Source organism: Streptomyces sp. NPDC050674, from assembly GCF_040654575.1.
Taxonomy (GTDB): Bacteria; Actinomycetota; Actinomycetes; order Streptomycetales; family Streptomycetaceae; genus Streptomyces.
In genome coordinates this window covers 62,664-83,689 of sequence record NZ_JBFAIG010000007.1, presented here as the reverse complement: position 1 = coordinate 83,689, position 21,026 = coordinate 62,664, and the positions used below count along the sequence as shown (strand labels likewise).

The following is a 21,026-nucleotide window of genomic DNA, read 5'->3' as shown; positions in this document are numbered from 1 at the left end:
GACGCGCCCCCACTGCGCGCCAGGAGGAGTCACCACACCATGCAGCCCCTCATCGACAACGCCCGCAAGTTCGGACAGCGCCCTGAGGAGTTCGCCCGCCTCGCCGAGGGCCAGTCCCCCGACGTCCTGTTCATCACCTGCTCCGACTCCAGGGTCGTACCGGCCCTGATCACCGGCGCCCGCCCGGGCGAGCTCTTCGAGCTGCGCACCGCGGGCAACGTCGTCCCCCCGCACTCCTTCGAGCACCCCACCTCGGAGGCGGCCACGATCGAGTACGCCGTGGAGGTCCTCGGCGTCAAGGACATCGTGGTCTGCGGCCACTCGCACTGCGGCGCCGTGGGCGCGGTGGTGCGGGGCGACGACCTCGCCGCCGTACCGGCGGTGCGCGACTGGCTGGCACGCGCCGCCGACGAGCCGGATTGCTCCGACCCGGCCGACCCGACGGTCGCCGAGGCCGTGCAGAACCACGCGCTCACACAGCTGCTGCGGCTGCGTTCCTACCCGTGCGTCGAAAAGCGCCTCGACACGGGTGAACTCCGGTTGCACGGCTGGTACTACGAGGTCCACACCGGCATCGTGCGGGAACACCGCGCGGAGTCCGACACGTTCGAGACGCTCTGAGGGGGCCGGTGACCATGCTGTCGAAGTTCCCTTACCTGAGGCAGGACTTCCTCGCCTCCATCGTCGTCTTCCTGGTCGCCGTGCCGCTGTGCGTCGGCGTCGCCGTCGCATCCGGCGTTCCCGCCGAGCTGGGCCTGATCACCGGCATCGTGGGCGGCATCGTCACCGGGCTCATGCGCGGCAGCAGCCTCCAGGTCTCCGGGCCCGCCGCCGGCCTGACCGTGCTGGTCTTCGAGGCCGTCAGCGAGTTCGGGGTGGCCACGCTCGGCGTGATCGTGCTGTTCGCCGGGCTGCTCCAGCTCGCCATGGGCTTCTTCGGGATAGGCCGCTGGTTCAGGGCGATATCCGTCTCCGTCGTCGAGGGCATGCTCTGCGGTATCGGTCTGGTGATCATCGCCGGGCAGATATACGCGGCAGCGGGCCTGAAGGCCCCGGAGACCGGCCTGGGCAAGATCGCGGGCCTGCCCGGGGCGTTCGCCGACGCGCTCGGCAGCACCGAGGCCCTGGCCTCCCTCGCGATCGGCGCGGGCACCGTCGCCGTCATCGTGCTGTGGAAGAAGCTGCCGAAGGCGGTGCAGACCGTGCCCGGCGCCCTCGCGGCGGTCGTCCTGGCCACGGTCGCCGCGCTCGCCTTCGGCCTGCCGGTCGCCACCGTCCAGGTGGAGGGTCTGCTCGGCGTCATCCAGCCGCCCGGGGCCGAGGCCTTCGGCGAGCTGGCCACCCCGGCCATCTGGGGCACCATCATCGCCTTCGCGCTGATCGCCTCCGCGGAGAGCCTGTTCAGCGCGGCGGCCGTGGACCGGCTGCACGACGGTCCGCGCACCGAGTACAACAAGGAGATGATCGCCCAGGGCGCCGGCAACACGCTGTGCGGTCTGCTCGGCGCGCTGCCGATGACCGCGGTGATCGTGCGCAGCTCCGCCAACGTCTACGCGGGTGCGAAGACCAAGGCGTCGCGTGTGCTGCACGGCGTGTGGCTGCTGCTGTTCGCCGCCGCGATGCCGTGGGCCCTGGCGCTGATACCGATCCCCGCCCTGGCCGGCATCCTCGTGCACGCCGGCTGGAAGCTGATCCCGTTCAGCCAGATCACGGCGCTGTGGCGGGAGCACAAGGGCGAGGCGCTCATCCTCATCGTGACCGCCGTGTCGATCGTCGCGGTGAACATGTTCGAGGGCGTGCTCATCGGTCTGGCCCTGTCGGTCGTCAAGACGGCCTGGGAGGCGTCGCACATCAAGCTCGAGATCATCGACAAGGGCGCCGGCCCGATCCAGGCGTACCTGTCCGGCAACGCGACCTTCCTGCGGCTGCCGAAGATCCTCGACAGCCTGGAGGGCCTGCCGCAGGACCGCCCCGTCGAGCTGGACCTGTCGGGCCTGCACCACCTCGACCACGCCTGCCGCACGGCGCTGGAGAACTGGGCCGCACGGCACAGCGCGACGGGCACCGAGCCGGTGAAGGTCACGGAACCCGCCGCGGAACCGGCGCGAGTCCCGGCGGAGAAGGTCACAGCCGCCTAGACAGGCCCTGGCGGAACGGCCGACCACCCGATCCCCGGTCCGGGGCGCGCAGCCGGCGCGCCCCGGACCTTTCGCGTGCCCTCCGTCCCACCCGGTCCTCCGGGGCATGGCCTCGCGCCGCGCTCCGGGCATATCGTTACAGAAGCAGAAGAATTCGGACCTCTGAGCGGGGAGGTCGGCATGGTCGAAGAGCTGGTCGGCGTGGTGGCCGCGGTCGGGGCCGGGGCGCTGGTCTACGTGGCTTCCGCCGCACGGGTCGTCAAGCAGTACGAGCGGGGAGTCGTCTTCCGGCTCGGACGTCTGCACGGTGACGTGCGGCGGCCCGGGTTCACCCTCGTGGTGCCCGCGGTGGACCGGTTGCGCAAGGTCAACCTGCAGATCGTCACCATGCCGGTCCCCGCGCAGGAGGGCATCACCCGCGACAACGTGACCGTGCGGGTCGACGCGGTGGTGTACTTCAAGGTCGTCGACCCGGCGGCGGCGATCGTCAACGTCGAGGACTACCGCTTCGCCGTCTCGCAGATGGCGCAGACCTCGCTGCGTTCGATCATCGGCAAGAGCGAGCTGGACGATCTGCTGTCCAACCGGGAGAAGCTCAACCAGGGCCTGGAGCTGATGATCGACAGCCCGGCCGTGGAGTGGGGCGTGACCATCGACCGTGTGGAGATCAAGGACGTCTCCCTGCCGGACACCATGAAGCGCTCCATGGCCCGCCAGGCGGAGGCCGACCGGGAGCGGCGGGCCCGGCTGATCAACGCCGACGCCGAGTACCAGGCCTCCAAGAAGCTGTCCCAGGCCGCCCAGCAGATGGCCGACACGCCCTCGGCGCTCCAGCTCCGGCTGCTGCAGACCGTCATGGCGGTGGCGGCGGAGAAGAACTCCACGCTGGTCCTGCCCATTCCGGTGGAGCTGCTGCGGTTCCTGGAGCGGGGCCAGCAGCCCCCGGCCCAGGACGCGGGACACGCCGGGGCGGCGGACGAGGCGGAGCGGGCGGAGAGCGCCGTCGACCGCACCGAACAGGCCGAAGAGGCCATGGAGCGGCTGCGGCGCGCGGTCGAGCAGTGACCCGCGCTACGCGCGTGGTTCCCGCCGCCCGCACCAGGTGATAGACACAGCGGGATCACAGTTCCTGTCCGCCAGCAGGAAGGTTTCCCCATGACCACGTCCGGTCGCTCCGCCTCACGACGCCAGCTGCTCGCCGGAACGGGTGCCCTGGGCATCGGGATCGCGTTCTCCGGCGCCCTGTCCGAACTCTTCGCCGGCACCGCCGCCGCACAGGGCCTGGGCCGCACCGGCTACGGCCCGCTCGTCCCCGATCCGGAGGGCGTCCTCGACCTGCCGGAGGGGTTCCGGTACCGGATCCTGTCCCGCGAGGGAGACGAACTGCGCTCCGGCGAGGGCCTCGTGCCCTCCAACCACGACGGCATGTCGGCCTTCGGCGCCAGAGGCGGCGGTGTCCACCTGGTCCGCAACCACGAGAACCGCGCCACGGGCAGGATCCCGGTCCCGGCCGTCGAGGGACTGACCTACGACCCGGCCGGCAAGGGCGGCTGCACGGCGCTGACACTGGACTCGCGCAACCGGGTCCGCTCCGAACGCGTCGCGATCGCCGGTACGGCCGTGAACTGCGCGGGCGGGCCCACCCCTTGGAACACCTGGCTGACCTGCGAGGAGACCGAGGACAAGGCCGGCACCAACGGCTACACCAAGGACCACGGCTTCATCTTCGAGGTCGACCCGGCCGATCCGCACCGCACGGGAGCCGTGCCGCTGACCGCGATGGGCCGCTTCGCGCACGAGGCGATCGCGGTCGACCCCCGGCGGGGCGTGGTGTACGAGACCGAGGACGCCTTCGAGAAGCCCTTCGGCCTGTTCTACCGCTTCCTGCCGGACCGGCCGCTGGGCGGACGGGGTTCGCTGCGCGCGGGCGGCCGGCTCCAGGCCATGCGGGTGCCCGGGGTGCCGGACCTGTCCTCCATCCAGGACGTGGGCGCCGCGTTCGACCGCATCGAGTGGGTGGACGTCCCGGACCCGCGGGCCGCGGGGACGCCGATCCGGTTCCAGGACTTCGGCAGCGGGGGCATCACGCACGCGCAGAAGCTGGAAGGCTGCTACTGGGGCGGACGTTCGGTGTACTTCGTGTCGTCGTTCGCCCGCCGCTCGGACGGTTCGGCCGCCGACCACTTCGGACAGGTCTGGCGCTACGACCCGGAGCACCGCAGGCTCACCCTGGTGATCGTGTTCGGCCCGGACACCGATGTGCGGCTGCCGGGAGAGTCGCCCGACAACATCTGCCTGGCGCCCAGCGGCGGCCTGATGGTGTGCGAGGACGGCAACGGCGCCCAGCACGTCTTCGGTGTCACCCGGCGCGGCGAGGTCTACGCGATGGCCCGCAACCGGCAGAACATCGGCACACCCGAGGAGCCGGAGTGGGGTGAGTTCGCGGGAGTGACCTTCTCCCCGGACGGGGACACGATGTACGTCAACTGCTACACGCCCGGCACCACCTTCGCGGTGACGGGCCCCTGGCGCCGCTAGCCGGCGCCCACCTTCCGGACGGGGCGCCGGCGCGGCCCGGCGCCCCATCGGACCATCGAGGCACAGGACCGCAAGGGGGCCCGGTGAGACACAAGCACGACACCTCGCTGCGGGAGCGGCTGCGCCTGCCCGCCGGTGAACCGGTCGACCTGACCCGGTTCGACGCCGCCGCCACCTCCGCCGGCCCGGACGGCAAGGAGGCCGGCAAGGCCGCCACGGCCCGGATCGGCGAGCGCCTCGCCGCCCTCCAGGAACGGCTGTGGGCGGCCGGCACCGCGGGCGACCGGCGCCGCGTCCTGCTGGTGCTCCAGGGCATGGACACCAGCGGCAAGGGCGGCACGGTCAAGCACGTCATCGGCCTGCTCAACCCCTCCGGCTGCCGGATCACCGCGTTCAAGGCCCCCACCGCCGAGGAGCGCGCGCCCCCCTTCCTGTGGCGGGTGGAGCAGGCGCTGCCCGTCCGCGGCGAACTGGGCATCTTCGACCGCTCCCACTACGAGGACGTGCTGATCGCCCGGGTCCGCGGGCTCGCACCGGCCACCGAGATCGCGCGGCGCTACGAGCAGATCAACCGCTTCGAGCGGTCCCTCGCCGACGACGGCGTGACCCTGGTCAAGTGCTTCCTGCACCTGTCCTACGACGAGCAGCGCCGCCGGCTGCTCAAGCGCCTCGACAAGCCGGACAAGCGCTGGAAGTTCGCCGCGTCCGACATCGACGACCGCGCGCTGTGGCCGGCGTTCCAGGAGGCCTACGAGATCGCCCTGGAGCGCTGCGGCACCTCGTACGCGCCCTGGTACCTGGTCCCGGCCGACCACAAGTGGTACCGCAACTGGGCGGTCAGCACCCTGCTCCTGGAGCACTTCCGGGAGCTCGATCCGCGGTTCCCGGAAGCGGACTTCGACGTGGACGAGTGCCGCAAGCGGCTGCTCGAGCAGCCCTGATCCGCAGGCGGGAGCCGCCCTCTCCGGCTGCCGGGGCCCTTCGCGCTGCCCGGCAACCGGACCCGCCCGCCCCGGTGATGAAGGACTCGCCCGACACTGAACCGGACGGTCGGGGGTACTCGCTGGTCCATGGGCGAAGAACAGCAGGTCAGCAGCTCGTACTGGCTCGACACCGCACCGGACGGCCGTCATCCGGCGCTGGCGGAGGACCTGGACGTCGACGTGGCGGTGATCGGGGCCGGGATCGCCGGGCTGTCCACGGCGTGGGAGCTGACCCGGGCCGGGCGGAGCGTGGCCGTGCTGGAGGCCGGCCGGGTCGCCGCCGGCGTCACCGGGCACACCACCGCCAAGGTCACCGCCCTGCACACACTCGTCTACGACAAGCTGCGGCGCACCCGCGGGCCGGAGGGCGCCCGGCTGTACGCACGGTCGCAGTCCGAGGCGATCGAGCACGCGGCCCGGATCGCCCGGGACCTGGGCGTCGACTGCGAGTGGGAGACGAGGAGCGCCTACACCTACGCGCGTGACGCGAGCCGCGTGGAGCAACTGCGCGCGGAGGCCCGGGCCGCGGCCGAGGCCGGGCTGCCCGCCTCCTTCGTCATGGAGACCGGGCTGCCCTTCCCGGTGGCGGGCGCGGTCGAGGTCACCGGGCAGGCGCAGTTCCACCCGCGCAAGTACCTGCTGGCCCTCGCCGCCGACCTGGTCGAACACGGCGGGCGGATCTACGAGGACACCACCGTGCTCGGCCTGGACGAGGGCGAACCGTGCCGGGTCTCGACGGCGGACGGGGCGACCGTCCGCGCCCGGGACGTCGTGGTCGCCACGCACTACCCGATCTTCGACCGGGCCCTGCTCTTCGCCCGCCTGTCCACGCGCCGCGAACTGGTCGTCGCCGGGACGATCCCCGCGCACCAGGACCCGGACGGCATGTTCATCACGCCCGACGAGGACACCCGCTCGGTGCGCACCGCGCCCTACGACGGCGACCGGCGGCTGCTGATCGTCACCGGCGAGCACTTCACGCCCGGCACGAGTGATCCGCGGGCCCGTCTCGAACGCCTCACCGCCTGGGCCACCGGCCACTTCCCCGACCTGGAGGTCACTCACCGCTGGGCCACGCAGGACACCGAGCCCACGGACACCGTGCCGATGGTCGGCCCACTGCACCAGGGCGCCCGGCACGCCTATGTCGCCACCGGCTTCGGCGGCTGGGGCATGACCGGTGGCATCATGGCGGGCCGGCTGCTGACCGCGCAGATCACCGGTGAGGAGTGCGAGTGGAGCGGGCTGTACGACCCGCGCCGGGTCAGGCCCGCGCTGCGTGAGGCGCCGACGTTCCTCAAGACCCAGGCCAAGGTCGCCGGGCACTTCGTGGGCGACCGGCTGCGGCCCTCACCGCCGGTGGAGTCGCTGCCGCCCGGCGAGGGCGCCGTGGTCCGCGCCGACGGCCACCGTGTCGCGGTGTACCGGGACGAGGAGGGCGGTCTGCACGCCGTCTCCGCCCGCTGCACCCACCTGGGCTGCCTGGTCGACTTCAACGCCGCCGAACGCGCCTGGGAGTGCCCCTGCCACGGCTCCCGCTTCGACACGGACGGCAAGGTCATCCAGGGACCTGCCACCAAGCCCCTGGAACAGCGCGACCTCTGAGCGCCCGGCCCGGGCCTACGCTGGACATATGAGCGAAGACGACTACTGCCTGATCGACGCGACCAGGCCGCCCCGGGCGGACGGCCCGCCGTACGCGGAGTGCGTACTGTGCCGGGAGCCGACGGAGTACCCCGAGTCGTACAAGGGCATCACGCTCTGTCCCGCCTGCGAGTGGCAGGAGGCGCAGCGCACCGCCTGTTCAGGGTGACCTGCGGGCGGCCAGCGCACCGGCCAGGGCCAGTGCCGCGGCCGTCACCAGGGCCGCGGCGCCCAGGGGCAGCAGCGGCAGCGGTACGGTGCCCTGCCGCGAGCCGGTCACGAGTCCTTGCACGGCCGCCTGGGCCGGCGAGCCGGTGGCGACCAGGGACAGCAGCGCCGCGAGCAACAGGGCGAGGACGGCCCGGCCCGGCGACCGCAGCAGGGGCCGGCTGGTGAGCGCGCCGACGGCCGTGCCGAGCAGGGCGCAGGCCAGGGCGGCGAGCAGCCCGGCCCCGCAGGCGGCGGCGAGCGGAACCCGGGTGCGGTGGTCGGAGGCGACCGGGTCACTGAGCAGCGTCACGGCGAGGGTCGCGAGTGTGCCGAGCGCCGACGCCCCGGCCAGGGCCACCAGCAGACATGCCACATGAGCCCGCGCGGGTCCCGCGGCCGCGGCCACACAGCCGCGCGCGGCGTCGGGTTCGCCCGTGACGCAGATCCGCGCCAGCCACGCGGCGACCGGCAGCAGGACGGCGGCGGTGTACCCGAGCGAGTCGAGCACCGGCTGCCCGGCCTGGATGCTGACCGCGAGGAAGGCCGCGTACAGCAGGAACGGCGGCAGCCAGCGCTGCGACCTCAGCAGCAGGGCGGCGTGGTAGCGCATCAGGGCGGTCATGGCTGCCTCTTGGGGGCCGTCGCCCGCGGTGTCACGCTCACCACGTGCCAGGGCGGACGGGCCGTCAGCAGGGTGCGGAGCAGGACGTCGGATCGCGGGGCGGGGACGGAGAGGAGGTAGCGGCCCGGTCCGGTCTCCTCCACCGAGGTCGCCGCCCGGCGCACGTCCTCGGGCAGCCGTCCGTCCGGTGGGCCCTGGGCCTCGACGACGACGTGCGGGCCGGAGACTGCCGGGAGCGGCGCCGGCTCCTGCCGGACGAGCCTCCCGCCGGACACGGCGTATGTCGCGTCGGACAGGCCCGCCAGGCGGCGCGGGTCGTGGTCGACGAAGACCACGGAGCCTCCGGCCGCCGTGCGTTCGGCGACCGCGCGCTCCAGCTCGGCGCGGGCCACGGTGTCCAGACCGGTCCACGCCTCGTCGAGCACCAGCAGCTCCGGCTCCGCCAGCAGGGCTTGGGCGACCGCGACCTTCTGGCTGCCGCCCTTCGACAGCCGGGCCATCGGCGTGTGCGCGTAGGCGGCGGCGCCGAGGCGCTCCAGCCACTGGCCGGCGGCCCGGGCGGCCGCCGCCCGGGCCAGGCCGTGCACGGTGCCGAGGTGGGTGAGGTAGCCGACGGCGGTGAAGGGCGGGGCCGGCGGGAACCGCTCGGGGACGTATGCCGTGCGCGGCCGGCCGGTGACGCGGCCCTCGCTGGGGGCGTCGATGCCGGCCAGCAGCCGCAGCAGCGTGGACTTGCCGCTGCCGTTGGCGCCCTCGACGCGGACGAGCCGGCCCGGAGCCACCGCCAGGTCGACACCGCGCAGCACCCAGGGTCCCCGCAGCCCGTAGCGGCGGCCCGCGTCGCGCAGGCACAGGTCGGGTCGCATGCGGCCATCCTGCACGATCTTCCGACTGGCACACTGGGTTTCGTGAGCGAAGACCCGACGCCCGTGAGCGACAGTCCCTTCCGGTCCGAGCCCTCGGCGCGTGACGAGGCGCCGCAGTTCGTGCTGCCGCTCGTCGTGCGGATCGAGCGGGCGGAGCCCCCGGCGCGTACGGACGCGCTGGAGACGGCCGCGCGGGCCGTGCTGACGATCCTGGCCGACGAGCGGTCGGCCGGGCAGGGCGAGTGGGCCGGTGCGATGCGGGACTGGCAGGACGCCCGGATCCGCAAGGTGGTGCGGCGGGCGCGCGGCGCCGAGTGGCGGCGGGCCGAGGCGCTGGACGGCATCACGGTCACCGGCAAGTCGGCCGAGGTGCGGGTGTTCCCGCCCGTGCCGCTGGACGGCTGGCCCAAGGACCTGGCCAGGCTCCAGGTCTCCGGCACCGACCTGGACGACCCGGAGCCGCCGGTGGAGGCGGACCCGGCCGCTCCCGTGCTGTGGATGAACCCGGACCTCGGCATGTCGGCCGGCAAGGCGATGGCGCAGGCGGGCCACGCCGCCCAACTGGCCTGGTGGGAGCTGTCCGGCGAGGAGCGGACCGCCTGGCGGGACGCGGGCTTCCCGCTCGCCGTCCGTACGGCCGCCGCGGCCCACTGGCCCGGACTGGTCGGCAGCGGACTGCCGTTGGTCCGCGACGCGGGGTTCACGGAGATCGCGCCCGGCTCGTGCACGGTGGTCGCGGACCACCCGGCGCTGCGCCGGGAGCCGCACGGGAGCGGCGGCCCGGCCGCCACCCGTTCGGCGTAGCCGCGGGCGCGGCGGTCCCTGACGGGTGCTCCAGTGGGGTTACCAGTCGACCCGCCTCAGGAGGCAGCCATGTCCAGCGCCGCGCCCCCTCCCCCCGCCCCGCCCGCCTCCGACGACCGGACACCCGGCGGCCCCGGCCCGGGCGGCTCCGGTGACCCGTGGGCGTCCGGGGGTCTCGTCCTCGGCGGCATCCTGATGGTCGTCTACGGCCTGTTCGCGGTGCTCCAGGGCATCGCGGCGATCGCCGGGGACGAGGTGTACACGAGCTTCGGCCAGTACTCCTTCGAGTTCGACCTGACCGCGTGGGGCTGGATCCACCTGATCGTCGGCGTCCTCGTGGTGGCCGCCGGACTCGGCCTGTTCGCGGGAGCCGCCTGGGCGCGGGTCGTGAGCGCGGTCGTCGTCGGCCTGGCCCTGATCGCGAACTTCCTCTGGCTGCCGTACCAGCCGTTCTGGTCGATCATCATGATCGTGACCGGCCTGTTCGTCCTCTGGTCGGTGTTCAACTACCGCTCCTCGCGCCCGCTGTAGGGGCGCGGCGGCCCCGGCCCGGATGGGCCGGGCGCCGGCCGGCCCCGGCCCGCCGAACCTCAAATGTTGCTCTGAAGGCGGGCGGACGCGGTTCGGCGTCCGGCGGCGGGGCCATACCTCCCTCACGTTCGAGGAACGGTCCGGGGTGGAGGAGGGGACGATGGAGCGACTGGGGACGGGCATCGGATGGCGGCCGGAGATCGCGGACGCCGTGGAGCGGATGCCGGGGATCGACTGGGTCGAGGCCGTGGCCGAGAACCTCTGCCCCGGGCACCTGCCCGACTCGCTGCGGCGGCTGCGCGAGCGGGGCGTGACCGTGGTCCCGCACGGCGTCTCGCTCGGCCTCGGCGGCGCGGACCGGCCCGACGCGGACCGGCTGAGCGCACTGGCCGAGCGTGCCGAGGCGCTGGGCTCGCCGCTGGTCACCGAGCACATCGCGTTCGTCCGGGCGGGCGGGCCGCTGACGGCGTCCCCGCACCTGGAGGCGGGCCATCTGCTGCCCGTCCCGCGGACCCGGGACGCCCTGGACGTCCTGTGCGAGAACGTGCGCATCGCGCAGGACTCGCTTCCGGTGCCGCTGGCCGTCGAGAACATCGCCGCGCTGATCTGCTGGCCGGGCGAGGAGATGACCGAGGGCCAGTTCCTCTACGACCTCGCCGACCGCACAGGCGTCCGCCTCCTGATCGACGTGGCCAACCTGCACACCAACCACGTCAACCGCGGTGAGGACCCGGCCAAGGCCCTGGCGGAGCTGCCCCTGGAGGCGATCGCGTACGTCCATGTCGCCGGCGGGTTCGAACGCGACGGCGTCTGGCACGACAGTCACGCCCACCCGGTGCCGCGGCCGGTCCTGGACATCCTCACGGACCTCGCCTCGCGCGTCTGCCCTCCGGGTGTCCTGCTGGAGCGCGACGAGAACTTCCCGCAACCGGCGGAACTGACCGGCGAACTGACCTCGATCCGGCGGGCGTTGGAAGCGGGGGCCGTGGAGCGGGTGAAGACGCAGTTCCGCTCGACGGTCCTCGCGGCCGCGCGCCGAGCCGTTCCCGGGCGGGAGGACGAGGCCGGGTGCGTCGGCGGTGTTCCCGCGGGCGGCGGCGCCGGGCGGCGGGACGAGGCCCGGGACGGCGCGGGGCCGGCGGGCCATGAGACCGGGGCGGCCGAGGCGACACGGGGCGCCTTCGGCCCGCCCCACCCACGGGAGGCCGGTGCCGCCCGGCAGCGGCTCGGGCTGGCGCAGGCGGCACTGCTGTCGGCGCTGGTCGCGGGGACGCCCGTGCCCGAGGGGTTCGACCGTGTGCGGGTGGGCGTCCAGGCGCGGGCGCTCGCGGCGAAGCGGGCGGACGTCGTGGCGAAGGTAGCCCCCGAGCTGCCGGTGATCCTCGGGGACGGGTACCGCACGGCGTTCCTGTGCTACGCCCAGACCCAGCCGATGACCGCCGGGTACCGGCGTGACGCCCTCACCTTCGCCGAGCACCTGCTGTCCACCGGGCGCCCCGGGGACGCCCGGGCGCGGCGGGAACTGCGGGAGTGGTGGCTGGAGCGGTCGGGCCCGAAGCCGCGCTCGCGGCGGCCCGCCCACCGGCTGGCCCGCGCCACGCGCAGGGTGCTGGCGCGGCGTTGACGGGTGAGGGGCCCGGCCCCTCACGCGTCACTCCGGCCTGGGAGGGGCCCACCGGACAGCGGACCGGTGGGCGGGCGGCGGCCACGGGCACACCGCCGCGGCGGCGTCCGCGCGGTCCAAAGGACCGGGTGGGCCGGCAGGGCCTGTCCTGGAGGCCACGGGGTACGTCGACCACGACGCCGTGGCCCGGGACATGGCGGTCGGGAGCGGCACGAGTGCCCCGGCCTCGCCCGTGCCCCCGCCGCCGAGCCACCCGCTTCCGCCGCCCGCCTACAGTCCGCCACCGGACAGAAGCGGAACGTCACATACCGGCAACACTCCGTCCGGATCGTGAACGGGGCATGGTGTTCTCGCGACCGTGTCACATACAAACAACATATGCTCTGGGTTCTTTTCCTGCTGGCGGCCTGGGCCGTGGCCGGCACGGCGTGCACCCGCCTGTGCCTGGCCGCCGTGCGCGCCGCGGCCGTCGAGGCGGACACCGGCCGGGGTCGTGAACTCACGCTGTACGAGGCCGCGTTCCTTTCCGGCGGCCCCCGGCGGGTCGCCGACGTGACTCTGGTCGCCATGGCCCGCCAGCGCCGTCTGCTGCTGGCCCACACCGGCTGGGCGACGGTCGTCGACCCGCGCGGGCGGGACGAGATGGAGCGGTCGGTGATAGGCGCCATAGGCCCGCAGGGACAGTCCCGGATCGCGCCGGTGCGGGCCACGGCCGCGACGGCGGAGGCGGTGCGCGGGATCGCCGACGGGCTGGTGCGCGCGGGGCTCGCGGTGCCGGACAGCGCCCGTACGACCGTGGCCACGGCCGTCCGGCAGGTGCGCGGCGCGGCCCTCGTCGTCCTCGGGCTCGGCGTGGCCGCACTGCTGGCGCCCGCCCCGCCCGACATGCCCCGGCACCTGGTCGCCCTGTGGTTCGCGCTGCCGCTCGCCCTGACCCTGAGCTGCCTGGCCGTCGCACGGGTCGAGATCCACCCGTACTCGCGCTGGGCCTCCCCGGCCGGCCGGCGGCTGCTCGGCGCGCTGACCCGCACCGCGGACAGCGCCGCCGACGACCGCACGTATCTGACCTCGGTGGCCGTGCGCGGTGTCCGCGCGATCGGCGAACCGGATCTGCGCGCCGCGTTCGGCCACCGCGAGGCGCACGACTGACCGGCCGGGGGCGCACGGGGGCATCGGCCCCGACACCGGCGGACGGTGCTTGCCTTCCCCCCACGCCGCACGAAACATCCCCTTCGTCGCCACCGCGCACCGAAGGGACACACGATGAGAGCCGCCCTGCTCTGCTCGGCCGCCGGGTCCTTGCTGCTGAGCACCCTCACCGCGGCACCGGCCGCCGAGGACCCGACGGGGGCGGCCGAGCGGCGCGGCACCGCCGTGGCCGCCGCCCGCGCGAAGGCGGCCGGTGTCGAGTTCGGCCCGTGCCCCGACGCTCGGGACCTGCCCGGCGGCATGCGGTGCGGCACGGTGAGCGTCCCGCTGGACTACGCCCACCCCGACGGCCGGCACATCGAACTCGCCGTCAGCCGGGCCCGGGCCACGGGAAAGGACCCGGACGACAGCGGGCACCGCGTCCTGCGGCAAGGTGCCCTCGTGTACAACCCGGGCGGACCGGGCGCCACGGGGCTGTACTTCCCGCTCATCGGCCTGCTCCCCGAGTGGAAGAGGATCGCGGCCGCCTACGACCTCGTCGGCTACGCCCCGCGCGGCGTCGGCCGTTCGGCCCCGCTGTCGTGCAAGGACCCCGAGCAGTTCCTCACCGGGCCCTCGCAGGCGCCGACGCACCCTTCGGAGTCGTACAAGCGGGAACGCGTCGCCAGGGCGAAGGCGTACGCGCGCGGCTGCGCCGAGCGCAACGGCGACGCGCTGCGGCACTACCACTCGCTGAACAACGCCCGCGACCTCGACGTGCTGCGCGCCGCCCTCGGCGAGGAACGGCTGACCTTCATGGGCTCCTCGTACGGCACCTACTTCGGTGCCCTGTACGCGACGCTGTTCCCGTCGCACGTGCGGCGGATGGTGTTCGACTCCGTGGTCCACCCCGCCCCCGAGCGGATCTGGTACCGCAACAACCTCGCCCAGTCGGCGGCGTTCGAGCGCCGCTGGGCGGACTTCCGGGCCTGGATCGCCCGGCACGACGACGTGTACGGGCTGGGCCGGACCGCGCGGGACGTGCTGCGCAGCTACGAGCGGGTGAGCGCGAGGCTGGCCGCCGAACCGGCGGGCGGAAAGGTGGGACCGGGGCAGCTGCGAGGGGCGTTGCTCCAGGCCGGGTACTACGACGACCTGTGGCCGCACCGCGCGCACGCGCTGTCGGCGTACCTCCGGGGCGACGAGGGGCCGCTGGTCGAGCAGGCGGAGCAGCACCCCGAGGCGGCGGCCGAGGCGGAGAACTCCCGCGCGGTCTACGTGGCCGTCGAGTGCAACGACGCCCCCTGGCCGACGGACTTCGCGGTGTGGGACCGGGACAACACCCGGCTGGCGCGGGTGGCGCCCTTCGAGACCTGGCACAACGTGTGGGCGAACCTGCCGTGCGCCTTCTGGCCTGCGCCGCGTCAGCGGCCGCCGGAGGTGGGCGCCGGGCCGGGCGAGCTGCCGCCGACGCTGATCCTGGCCGCCGAGCGCGACGCGGCCACGCCCTACGACGGTGCCCTCGAACTCCACGACCGCCTCACGGGTTCGGTCCTGGTGACGGAGCGGGACGCCGGCGCCCACGGTCTGGCCGGCGGGCCGAACGCCTGCGTCAACGGGCACATGGAGGCGTATCTGCTGCACGGCCGGCTGCCGGGGCGGCACGCCGAGTGCGCCCCGCACGCCGAACCGAAGCCGACGGCCCCGGACCGGGCCGGGGCCGTACGGCGGCCGGGCTGATCAGGCCAGAGAGGCGACCAGCTCGGTGATGTCCTTGCGGCGGCCGGTGAAGAACGGCACCTCCTCGCGCACGTGCCGACGCGCCTCCGAGGCGCGCAGGTGACGCATGAGGTCGACGATGCGGTACAGCTCGTCGGCCTCGAAGGCGAGGATCCACTCGTAGTCGCCGAGGGAGAACGAGGCGACGGTGTTGGCGCGCACGTCCGGGTAACCGCGGGCCATCTTGCCGTGGTCGGCGAGCATGCGGCGGCGGTCCTCGTCGGGCAGCAGGTACCAGTCGTAGGAGCGCACGAAGGGGTAGACGCTCACGTAGTCGCGGGGCGTCTCGTCGGCGAGGAACGCCGGGATGTGCGCGCGGTTGAACTCGGCGGGACGGTGCAGCGCCATGTTCGACCAGACGGGCTCCAGGGCGCGGCCCAGCCTGGTGCGACGGAAGAGGTTGTACGCCTCCTGGAGCGCGTCGCTGGTCTCCGCGTGCCACCAGATCATGAGGTCGGCGTCGGCGCGCAGGCCCGAGACGTCGTAGGTGCCGCGGATCGTCACGTCCTTGGCGGCGAGCTGGTCGAACAGCTCCCGGACCTCGTCGGCGTACCCGGAGCGGTCCTCGGGGAGGACGTCCTTCAGCTTGAAGACGGACCAGAGCGTGTAGCGGATGACCTCGTTGAGGTCCTTGGCCAGCTTGCCCTTGTTCGGGATGCGGTCGGGCGCGGTGCCGGAGGGGGTGGTGGAGGCGTCGTCACTCATGCTCCTCATTCTCCCGCTCCCCCGTGCAGGCTCTGCACCGGGTGGGCGGTGAGCTCCTGCACACCGCCGAGGTCACCGTGGATCTGGTCGACGGCGGCGTAGGCGCTCGCGATGCAGGCCGGGATGCCCACCCCGTCGTAGGGGGCTCCGCAGACGGCGAGGCCGGGGAGCCGGGCGACGTGCTCGCGGATGCGGGCCACGCGCGCGTGGTGGCCGACGGGGTACTGCGGCAGGCCGTCGTCCCAGCGGGTGACGCGGGTGGCGACGGGCGTGGCGTCCAGGCCGGTGGCCGCCTTCAGGTCGTCGCGGGAGACCTCGACCAGCTCGCTGTCGTCGCGCCGGAGGATCTCCGTCTCGCCGTACCGCCCGACGGAGGTGCGCAGCACGACCAGGTCCGGGTTCTCCTCGGCGATCCAGCCCCATTTGCGCGAGGCGAAGGTGGACGCCTTGATGGTGCGCCCGTCGACCGGCGGCACGAGGAAGCCGCTGCCGTCGGGCAGGGCCGTCTCGCTGCGGCGGTAGGCGAGGGTGACCAGGGCCATGGAGGCGTACTCGACGGCGTCGAGCTCGGCGGCGGCGCCGGGCGTCTTGGCGCGCAGCAGCCGGGCGGCGACGGGGGCGGGCGCGGCGACGACCACCGCGTCCGCACGCCACGCGCGCTCGCCGGAGGCGACCTGCCAGCCGCCCTCGGGGGTGCGGCGCAGCTCCGTCACCGGCGTCCGCGTGAGGATCTCACCCCCGCGCGCACGGACCGAGTCGGCCACCGCGAGGGGCAGGGTGCCGATGCCGCCCTGGATGCCCATGAAGACCGGGCCGGTCTGCCCGGCGGCGGCCGCCTTGGCCTGGAGCTCCCGGACGCCTGCCGTCAGGGAGGTGTGGGTGCGGGCCACCTGGAAGAGCTGCGGGACGGCCGAGCGCATGGAGATGCGGTAGGCGTCGCCCGCGTACACCCCGCCCAGCATGGGTTCCAGCAGACGGTCGACGACCTCGCGGCCGAGGCGCCGCGCCACGTACTCCCCGACCGCCACGTCGTCGCCGACCTCGGTGCGGGGCAGTTCGGCGTCCCGCTCGATCCGGGCGAGACCCTCCTCGGACACCACACCGGCCAGGGCGGACGCGGTGCCGGGCACGCCCATCACATGCCCCTTGGGGAAGGGACGCAGGGCGCCGCGGGTCCACAGCGAGGCCGTCGCGGTGGCCGGGGGCTGGAGACGGCCGGCGAGGCCCACCTCGCGCGCGAGTGCCACCGCCTCGGGGCGGCGGGCCAGCATCGACTCGGCGCCGAGGTCCACGCGCGCACCCGCGATCTCCCCGGGCAGCAGCTTGCCGCCGACCCGGCCGGAGGCCTCCAGCACGGTCACCCGCGCCCCGCGCTCCAGCAGCCGGTGCGCGGCGGCCAGCCCCGCGATGCCGGCCCCGATGACGACGACCTGCCTGTGAACTTCGCGCATGCCCCCAGCCTCTCAGACCCCGCCGGCGGTGCCGTCGCGCCCCGGTGTCCGTCGCGAGTCCCGACCGTGACCGCATCGGAACCGGTCCGGGCCAAACGACGGGGCCGGTCCGTGCGTCGAAGAAGCGTCAGCACAATCGACCCCCGGGGGATGCCCGCATGCGCACACGACGATCCGTACGACACCCCGCCTCGGCCCTGACCGCGCTGCTGCTGGCGGCCGCCCTCGCTCTCACGGGGTGCAGCGCCGGGGACGACTCGGCGGGCGGCAGCAGCGCCGCCGACCGCGGGGCCGAGGGCAAGGCCGCATCGGGCGAGGCCGCCCCCGGCGGCACCGCGAGCGGCGCCGGGGCCACGGCGCCGCCCAAGCTCGCCGCGAGCCACATCATCCGCACGGCGTCCCTGACCGTGCAGGTCAAGGATGTCCCGAGGGCCCTGGACCAGGCCCGCACCGGCACCGAGAACGCGGGCGGCTACGTCGGCGACGAGACCACCACCCGGGACGCCGAGGGCCACGAGCGCACCCGGATCGTGCTGCGGGTGCCCGTCGACAAGTACGACGAGGTCCTCTCCGGGCTGGAGGGCACCGGCAAGCTCATCGACCGCAGCGCCAAGGCCGAGGACGTCACCGACCAGGTCGTGGACGTGGAGAGCCGGATCAGGACGCAGCGCGCCAGCGTGGCCCGGATCCGCGAGCTGATGGACCAGGCCACGAAGCTCGGCGACGTGGTGACCCTGGAGGGCGAGCTGAGCACCCGCCAGGCCGACCTGGAGTCGCTGCTCGCCCGGCAGAAGTCCCTGAAGGACCGCACCAGCCTGGCCACCATCACCCTGTCGCTGTCCGAGACCCCGGTGAAGAAGACCAGGACCGAGGACGACGACCCGGGATTCGTGGACGCGCTCGCGGGCGGCTGGAGCGCGTTCGTGACGATGCTGCGCTGGCTCGCCGTCGCCTTCGGCGCGGTGCTGCCGTTCGCGGCGGTGGCCGCCCTGATCGTGCTGCTGTGGCTGCGCGTCGTACGCCCCCGGCTGCCGCGCCGTCCCGCGCCCGCACCCACGGCGACCGCGCCGGGCCCGCTGCCGACGGCCCGCCCGGCACCGGAGCCGACGCGGCCGCGGGCGCCGGGCGAGCAGGACTGAAATGCCGTGCTCCCGTAGCGTGTTCGCATGAACATGAGCCGTACACGGGAGCGACTGGTCGTCATCGGCGGCGACGCCGCGGGCATGTCCGCGGCGTCGCAGGCACGCCGTCTGAAGGGCCCCGGCGAGCTGGAGATCGTGGCGTTCGAACGGGGGCACTTCACGTCGTACTCCGCGTGCGGCATCCCCTACTGGGTCGGCGGTGACGTCACCGGCCCGGACCGGCTCATCGCCCGCACCCCCGAGGAGCACCTGCCCGGGACATCGACCTGCGGCTGCGCACCGAGGTCACGGAACTCGACCTCGACGGACGGCGGGTACGCGCGCGTGACCTCGACTCCGGCGAGGAGTCCTGGACGTCGTACGACAAGCTCGTGATCGCCACCGGTGCCCGGCCGGTCCGGCCCGACATGCCGGGGGCCGACGCCCCGGGGGTGCACGGTGTGCAGACCCTGGACGACGGCCAGGCGCTCCTCGACACGCTGGAGGGCACGAAAGGGCGCCGCGCGGTGGTCGTCGGGGCCGGCTACATCGGCGTGGAGATGGCCGAGGCGCTCATCAAGCGCGGCTACGAGGTGACGGTCGTCAACCGCGGCAGCGAGCCCATGTCGACCCTCGACCCCGACATGGGCCGCCTGGTGCACGAGGCCATGGAGGGCCTGGGCATCACGATGGTGAACGACGCCGACGTCACGAAGATCCTCACCGGCGACGGGCGGGTGCGGGCGGTGGTCACGCAGGACCGCGAGTTCCCCGCCGACGTGGTCGTGCTCGGCATCGGCGTCAGCCCCGAGACCACCCTCGCGCGAGCCGCCGGCCTCCCCCTCGGCCCGCACGGCGGCCTCCTCACCGACCGCTCGATGCGGGTGCGCGGCCACGAGGACATCTGGGCCGGCGGCGACTGCGTCGAGGTCCTCGACCTCGTCTCCGGCCAGGACCGGCACATCCCGCTGGGCACCCACGCCAACAAGCACGGCCAGGTCATCGGCACCAACGTCGGCGGCGGCTACGCGACCTTCCCGGGTGTCGTGGGCACGGCGGTCAGCAAGGTATGCGACCTGGAGATCGCCCGCACGGGCCTGCGCGAGAAGGACGCCCACCGGGTGGGGCTGCGCTTCGAGTCGGTCACCGTGGAGTCGACCAGCCGCGCGGGCTACTACCCGAACGCCTCCCCCATGACGGTCAAGATGCTCGCCGAGCACCGCACGGGCCGCCTCCTCGGCGTCCAGATCGTCGGCCGGGAGGGCGCGGGCAAGCGCGTCGACATCGCCGCGGTCGCCCTCACGGCGGGCATGACGGTGGAACAGATGACCGGCCTGGACCTCGGCTACGCCCCACCGTTCTCCCCGGTCTGGGACCCGGTCCTGGTGGCGGCCCGCAAGGCGGCGGCGAAGGTGCGCGGTTCCATGTGACAGGCGGCGGGTCCCTACCCCCAGGGGCGCGGGGCTGTGTCGATGTGCGGGGTCCGCCGCGTGGGCGCGACCGGCCGCGACGGGCCCTCGCCCGGTGACGCCCCGCACCCCCGCGGCGATCCCTTACGCCGTCCCCGCCGTGCCGTTGATCCGGTCGATCGCCTGCCGGGCCTGCTCCGCGGGCGGCCGCGACGGCAGGGAGGACACCGACGCGGAGGCGGTCACCGCGGGCGGCTGCTCCCCGGCGGGTTTCGCGTGGGCGGCCACCCGGGTCGAGCGCAATCGGTGGCTCACCGCCTCCTCCAGCGTCACGGGCCGCCGCAGCTGGGTGGCCAGCCGTCCCGCGTCCTGGCCGAGGCGGGCCACGTCCTCCCAGGGCAGCCGCACCACCAGCGTCAGCTCCGCCTCGCCGTCGGGCAGCGCGTGCATCGCGGGGGTAACTCGGTCGTTCATCGCCTGTTTCCTCACGTCGGCCCCGCGACCCGCCTTCCCCGCGCCGCGGGCGGTTGCCGACTCATACGCACGCCCTGGCACCCGCGTTCACGACGAGCGAGGTAGATTCGGCAGACTGCCATGCACTCAGGGGGACTTGTGGATACCGAATCGACCGTGGGCGAGCGGATCGTGCTGCTCGCCCTGGACGAGGAGAGCGGCGTGCTCCGGGAGCCGCCGCTGCGCGTGGGGCTGGCGGTCGCCGCGGCACGGCTCGTCGAACTGGCCCGTTCCGGGCATCTCACGGTGGCCGGCGGACGGCTCGTTGCGGCTGCGCGCCCCCCGGCCGAGCAGCCCGGGGATCCGGTGGCCGCCGCCCTGGCCGGGCAGGTGCGCACCCACCCCGACGGGCCGGTGCACGGCTGGCTGCTCGCCGTGCGGGAGCAGGCTCTTTCGGCGGCGTACGAGGGACTGCTGACGAAGGGCCTGGTACGCCGGGAGGACCGGCGGGTGCTGAAGGCGTTCGGGACCGTCCGGTACCCGGTGACCGACCCGGCGGTGCCCGCGGCGCTGCGGGCCGAGCTGGCGGAAGTGGTGCGCGGGGACCGGGAGCCCGGGGAAGGGACGGCCACACTGATCGCCGTCATGTATCACGCGCGTCTGCACACCGTGGCGTTCTCCGGCGCCGAGGCCGGCGAGCTGGAGGCCCGCGTCCCCGCGCTCACGAGGGAGTCGGAGCCGGCCACGGCGCTGGGGGAGGCCGTGCGGCAGGCGTTCGCGGCGGCCGCCGTGGTCGCGGCCACGGCCGGTGGGTGACGGCCCGTCCGCGAGGACAGGCCGCCGGTCGTGACGGGGCACCGGAACACGGCGGCGTCCGGTGTCCGGGCCGGGCACTCGGGACCGGAAGGCGCGTCTCGGTCCCTGCGACGACCGCGTCGAACCCGGCCCTCGGTTGCCGGTGCGCACAGGAGCAGCCGGATCGCCGACAGTGCCCGGGCCGTGCGGCGAAGTCCGCCGGCA

The 21,026-nt window shown here is 74.2% G+C and carries 19 protein-coding genes and 1 pseudogene; 15 read left to right on the top strand and 5 right to left on the bottom strand.

The window, feature by feature from the left end; genetic code table 11:
• The first annotated feature begins 39 nt into the window (after positions 1-39).
• From AB0I06_RS13900 to AB0I06_RS13870, 7 genes are all read left to right on the top strand, one after another.
• Positions 40-621, top strand: coding sequence for a carbonic anhydrase (locus tag AB0I06_RS13900; protein ID WP_363118989.1), 582 nt, complete (start codon positions 40-42; stop codon positions 619-621).
• Positions 622-635: 14 nt separating this feature from the next.
• Positions 636-2,138, top strand: coding sequence for a SulP family inorganic anion transporter (locus tag AB0I06_RS13895; protein ID WP_363118988.1), 1,503 nt, complete (start codon positions 636-638; stop codon positions 2,136-2,138).
• Positions 2,139-2,318: 180 nt separating this feature from the next.
• Positions 2,319-3,203, top strand: a complete 885-nt coding sequence (locus tag AB0I06_RS13890) for a slipin family protein (RefSeq protein WP_363118987.1) — start codon at positions 2,319-2,321, stop codon at positions 3,201-3,203.
• A gap of 90 nt (positions 3,204-3,293) precedes the next feature.
• Positions 3,294-4,676 (top strand): alkaline phosphatase PhoX, encoded by a 1,383-nt coding sequence (locus AB0I06_RS13885; RefSeq protein WP_363118986.1) that lies wholly within the window; start codon positions 3,294-3,296, stop codon positions 4,674-4,676.
• Between the two features lie 83 nt (positions 4,677-4,759).
• On the top strand, positions 4,760-5,617 hold the full coding sequence (locus tag AB0I06_RS13880) for a PPK2 family polyphosphate kinase (RefSeq protein ID WP_363118985.1): 858 nt from the start codon (positions 4,760-4,762) through the stop codon (positions 5,615-5,617).
• Between the two features lie 129 nt (positions 5,618-5,746).
• Positions 5,747-7,264 (top strand): FAD-dependent oxidoreductase, encoded by a 1,518-nt coding sequence (locus AB0I06_RS13875; RefSeq protein ID WP_363118984.1) that lies wholly within the window; start codon positions 5,747-5,749, stop codon positions 7,262-7,264.
• 28 nt (positions 7,265-7,292) lie between these two features.
• A complete protein-coding gene (locus AB0I06_RS13870) occupies positions 7,293-7,472 on the top strand; it encodes a hypothetical protein (protein ID WP_062929707.1) in 180 nt (59 codons plus the stop codon).
• Here AB0I06_RS13870 and AB0I06_RS13865 read toward each other — a convergent pair.
• Both AB0I06_RS13865 and AB0I06_RS13860 read right to left on the bottom strand, forming a co-directional pair.
• The gene (locus tag AB0I06_RS13865; protein WP_363118983.1) at positions 7,464-8,135 is read right to left on the bottom strand and encodes an ABC transporter; all 672 of its coding nucleotides are present in this window, start codon (positions 8,133-8,135) and stop codon (positions 7,464-7,466) included. The two genes, AB0I06_RS13870 and AB0I06_RS13865, sit on opposite strands and share 9 nt — an antisense overlap.
• Entirely contained in the window at positions 8,132-9,001 is an 870-nt protein-coding gene (locus AB0I06_RS13860) for an ATP-binding cassette domain-containing protein (RefSeq protein ID WP_363118982.1), read from the bottom strand. The genes AB0I06_RS13865 and AB0I06_RS13860 overlap by 4 nt, the downstream gene beginning before the upstream one ends.
• Before the next feature lie 42 nt (positions 9,002-9,043).
• Between AB0I06_RS13860 and AB0I06_RS13855 the strand changes: the two genes are divergently transcribed.
• The 5 genes from AB0I06_RS13855 (at position 9,044) to AB0I06_RS13835 (ending at position 14,828) form a co-directional block, all read left to right on the top strand.
• Positions 9,044-9,805, top strand: coding sequence for an aminoacyl-tRNA hydrolase (locus tag AB0I06_RS13855; protein ID WP_363118981.1), 762 nt, complete (start codon positions 9,044-9,046; stop codon positions 9,803-9,805).
• A gap of 69 nt (positions 9,806-9,874) precedes the next feature.
• Positions 9,875-10,336, top strand: a complete 462-nt coding sequence (locus AB0I06_RS13850) for a hypothetical protein (protein WP_363118980.1) — start codon at positions 9,875-9,877, stop codon at positions 10,334-10,336.
• A 160-nt stretch (positions 10,337-10,496) separates the two neighbouring features.
• The gene (locus tag AB0I06_RS13845; protein WP_363118979.1) at positions 10,497-11,960 is read left to right on the top strand and encodes a DUF692 domain-containing protein; all 1,464 of its coding nucleotides are present in this window, start codon (positions 10,497-10,499) and stop codon (positions 11,958-11,960) included.
• A gap of 378 nt (positions 11,961-12,338) precedes the next feature.
• The gene (locus AB0I06_RS13840; protein ID WP_363118978.1) at positions 12,339-13,109 is read left to right on the top strand and encodes a TIGR04222 domain-containing membrane protein; all 771 of its coding nucleotides are present in this window, start codon (positions 12,339-12,341) and stop codon (positions 13,107-13,109) included.
• 114 nt (positions 13,110-13,223) lie between these two features.
• A complete protein-coding gene (locus AB0I06_RS13835; protein ID WP_363118977.1) occupies positions 13,224-14,828 on the top strand; it encodes an alpha/beta hydrolase in 1,605 nt (534 codons plus the stop codon).
• Here the strand turns inward: AB0I06_RS13835 and hemQ are convergent, their stop codons facing one another.
• Positions 14,829-15,572, bottom strand: coding sequence for a hydrogen peroxide-dependent heme synthase (gene hemQ / locus AB0I06_RS13830; protein ID WP_363118976.1), 744 nt, complete (start codon positions 15,570-15,572; stop codon positions 14,829-14,831).
• 5 nt (positions 15,573-15,577) lie between these two features.
• Positions 15,578-17,023 (bottom strand): protoporphyrinogen oxidase, encoded by a 1,446-nt coding sequence (gene hemG, locus AB0I06_RS13825; RefSeq protein ID WP_363118975.1) that lies wholly within the window; start codon positions 17,021-17,023, stop codon positions 15,578-15,580.
• A gap of 158 nt (positions 17,024-17,181) precedes the next feature.
• Between hemG and AB0I06_RS13820 the strand changes: the two genes are divergently transcribed.
• Both AB0I06_RS13820 and AB0I06_RS13815 read left to right on the top strand, forming a co-directional pair.
• Positions 17,182-18,162, top strand: a complete 981-nt coding sequence (locus tag AB0I06_RS13820) for a DUF4349 domain-containing protein (RefSeq protein ID WP_363118974.1) — start codon at positions 17,182-17,184, stop codon at positions 18,160-18,162.
• Between the two features lie 27 nt (positions 18,163-18,189).
• A pseudogene (locus tag AB0I06_RS13815) lies at positions 18,190-19,574 on the top strand (FAD-dependent oxidoreductase).
• 123 nt (positions 19,575-19,697) lie between these two features.
• On the opposite strand, the gene AB0I06_RS13810 reads toward AB0I06_RS13815, so the two are convergent.
• The gene (locus AB0I06_RS13810; RefSeq protein WP_363118973.1) at positions 19,698-20,027 is read right to left on the bottom strand and encodes a hypothetical protein; all 330 of its coding nucleotides are present in this window, start codon (positions 20,025-20,027) and stop codon (positions 19,698-19,700) included.
• A gap of 138 nt (positions 20,028-20,165) precedes the next feature.
• Here AB0I06_RS13810 and AB0I06_RS13805 point away from each other — a divergent pair, with 138 nt between their 5' ends.
• A complete protein-coding gene (locus tag AB0I06_RS13805) occupies positions 20,166-20,822 on the top strand; it encodes a GPP34 family phosphoprotein (RefSeq protein WP_363118972.1) in 657 nt (218 codons plus the stop codon).
• Positions 20,823-21,026 lie beyond the last annotated feature (204 nt).

Bases quoted from the DNA above. Each gene is read 5' to 3' on its own strand.
- AB0I06_RS13845 (WP_363118979.1), top strand. From the start codon at position 10,497: ATGGAGCGACTGGGGACGGGCATCGGATGGCGGCCGGAGATCGCGGAC.
- AB0I06_RS13850 (WP_363118980.1), top strand. From the start codon at position 9,875: ATGTCCAGCGCCGCGCCCCCTCCCCCCGCCCCGCCCGCCTCCGACGAC.
- AB0I06_RS13895 (WP_363118988.1), top strand. From the start codon at position 636: ATGCTGTCGAAGTTCCCTTACCTGAGGCAGGACTTCCTCGCCTCCATC.
- AB0I06_RS13810 (WP_363118973.1), bottom strand. From the start codon at position 20,027: ATGAACGACCGAGTTACCCCCGCGATGCACGCGCTGCCCGACGGCGAG.
- AB0I06_RS13835 (WP_363118977.1), top strand. From the start codon at position 13,224: ATGAGAGCCGCCCTGCTCTGCTCGGCCGCCGGGTCCTTGCTGCTGAGC.
- AB0I06_RS13885 (WP_363118986.1), top strand. From the start codon at position 3,294: ATGACCACGTCCGGTCGCTCCGCCTCACGACGCCAGCTGCTCGCCGGA.
- AB0I06_RS13875 (WP_363118984.1), top strand. From the start codon at position 5,747: ATGGGCGAAGAACAGCAGGTCAGCAGCTCGTACTGGCTCGACACCGCA.
- AB0I06_RS13870 (WP_062929707.1), top strand. From the start codon at position 7,293: ATGAGCGAAGACGACTACTGCCTGATCGACGCGACCAGGCCGCCCCGG.
- hemG (WP_363118975.1), bottom strand. From the start codon at position 17,023: ATGCGCGAAGTTCACAGGCAGGTCGTCGTCATCGGGGCCGGCATCGCG.
- hemQ (WP_363118976.1), bottom strand. From the start codon at position 15,572: ATGAGTGACGACGCCTCCACCACCCCCTCCGGCACCGCGCCCGACCGC.
- AB0I06_RS13865 (WP_363118983.1), bottom strand. From the start codon at position 8,135: ATGACCGCCCTGATGCGCTACCACGCCGCCCTGCTGCTGAGGTCGCAG.
- AB0I06_RS13900 (WP_363118989.1), top strand. From the start codon at position 40: ATGCAGCCCCTCATCGACAACGCCCGCAAGTTCGGACAGCGCCCTGAG.
- AB0I06_RS13820 (WP_363118974.1), top strand. From the start codon at position 17,182: ATGCGCACACGACGATCCGTACGACACCCCGCCTCGGCCCTGACCGCG.
- AB0I06_RS13890 (WP_363118987.1), top strand. From the start codon at position 2,319: ATGGTCGAAGAGCTGGTCGGCGTGGTGGCCGCGGTCGGGGCCGGGGCG.
- AB0I06_RS13840 (WP_363118978.1), top strand. From the start codon at position 12,339: ATGCTCTGGGTTCTTTTCCTGCTGGCGGCCTGGGCCGTGGCCGGCACG.
- AB0I06_RS13860 (WP_363118982.1), bottom strand. From the start codon at position 9,001: ATGCGACCCGACCTGTGCCTGCGCGACGCGGGCCGCCGCTACGGGCTG.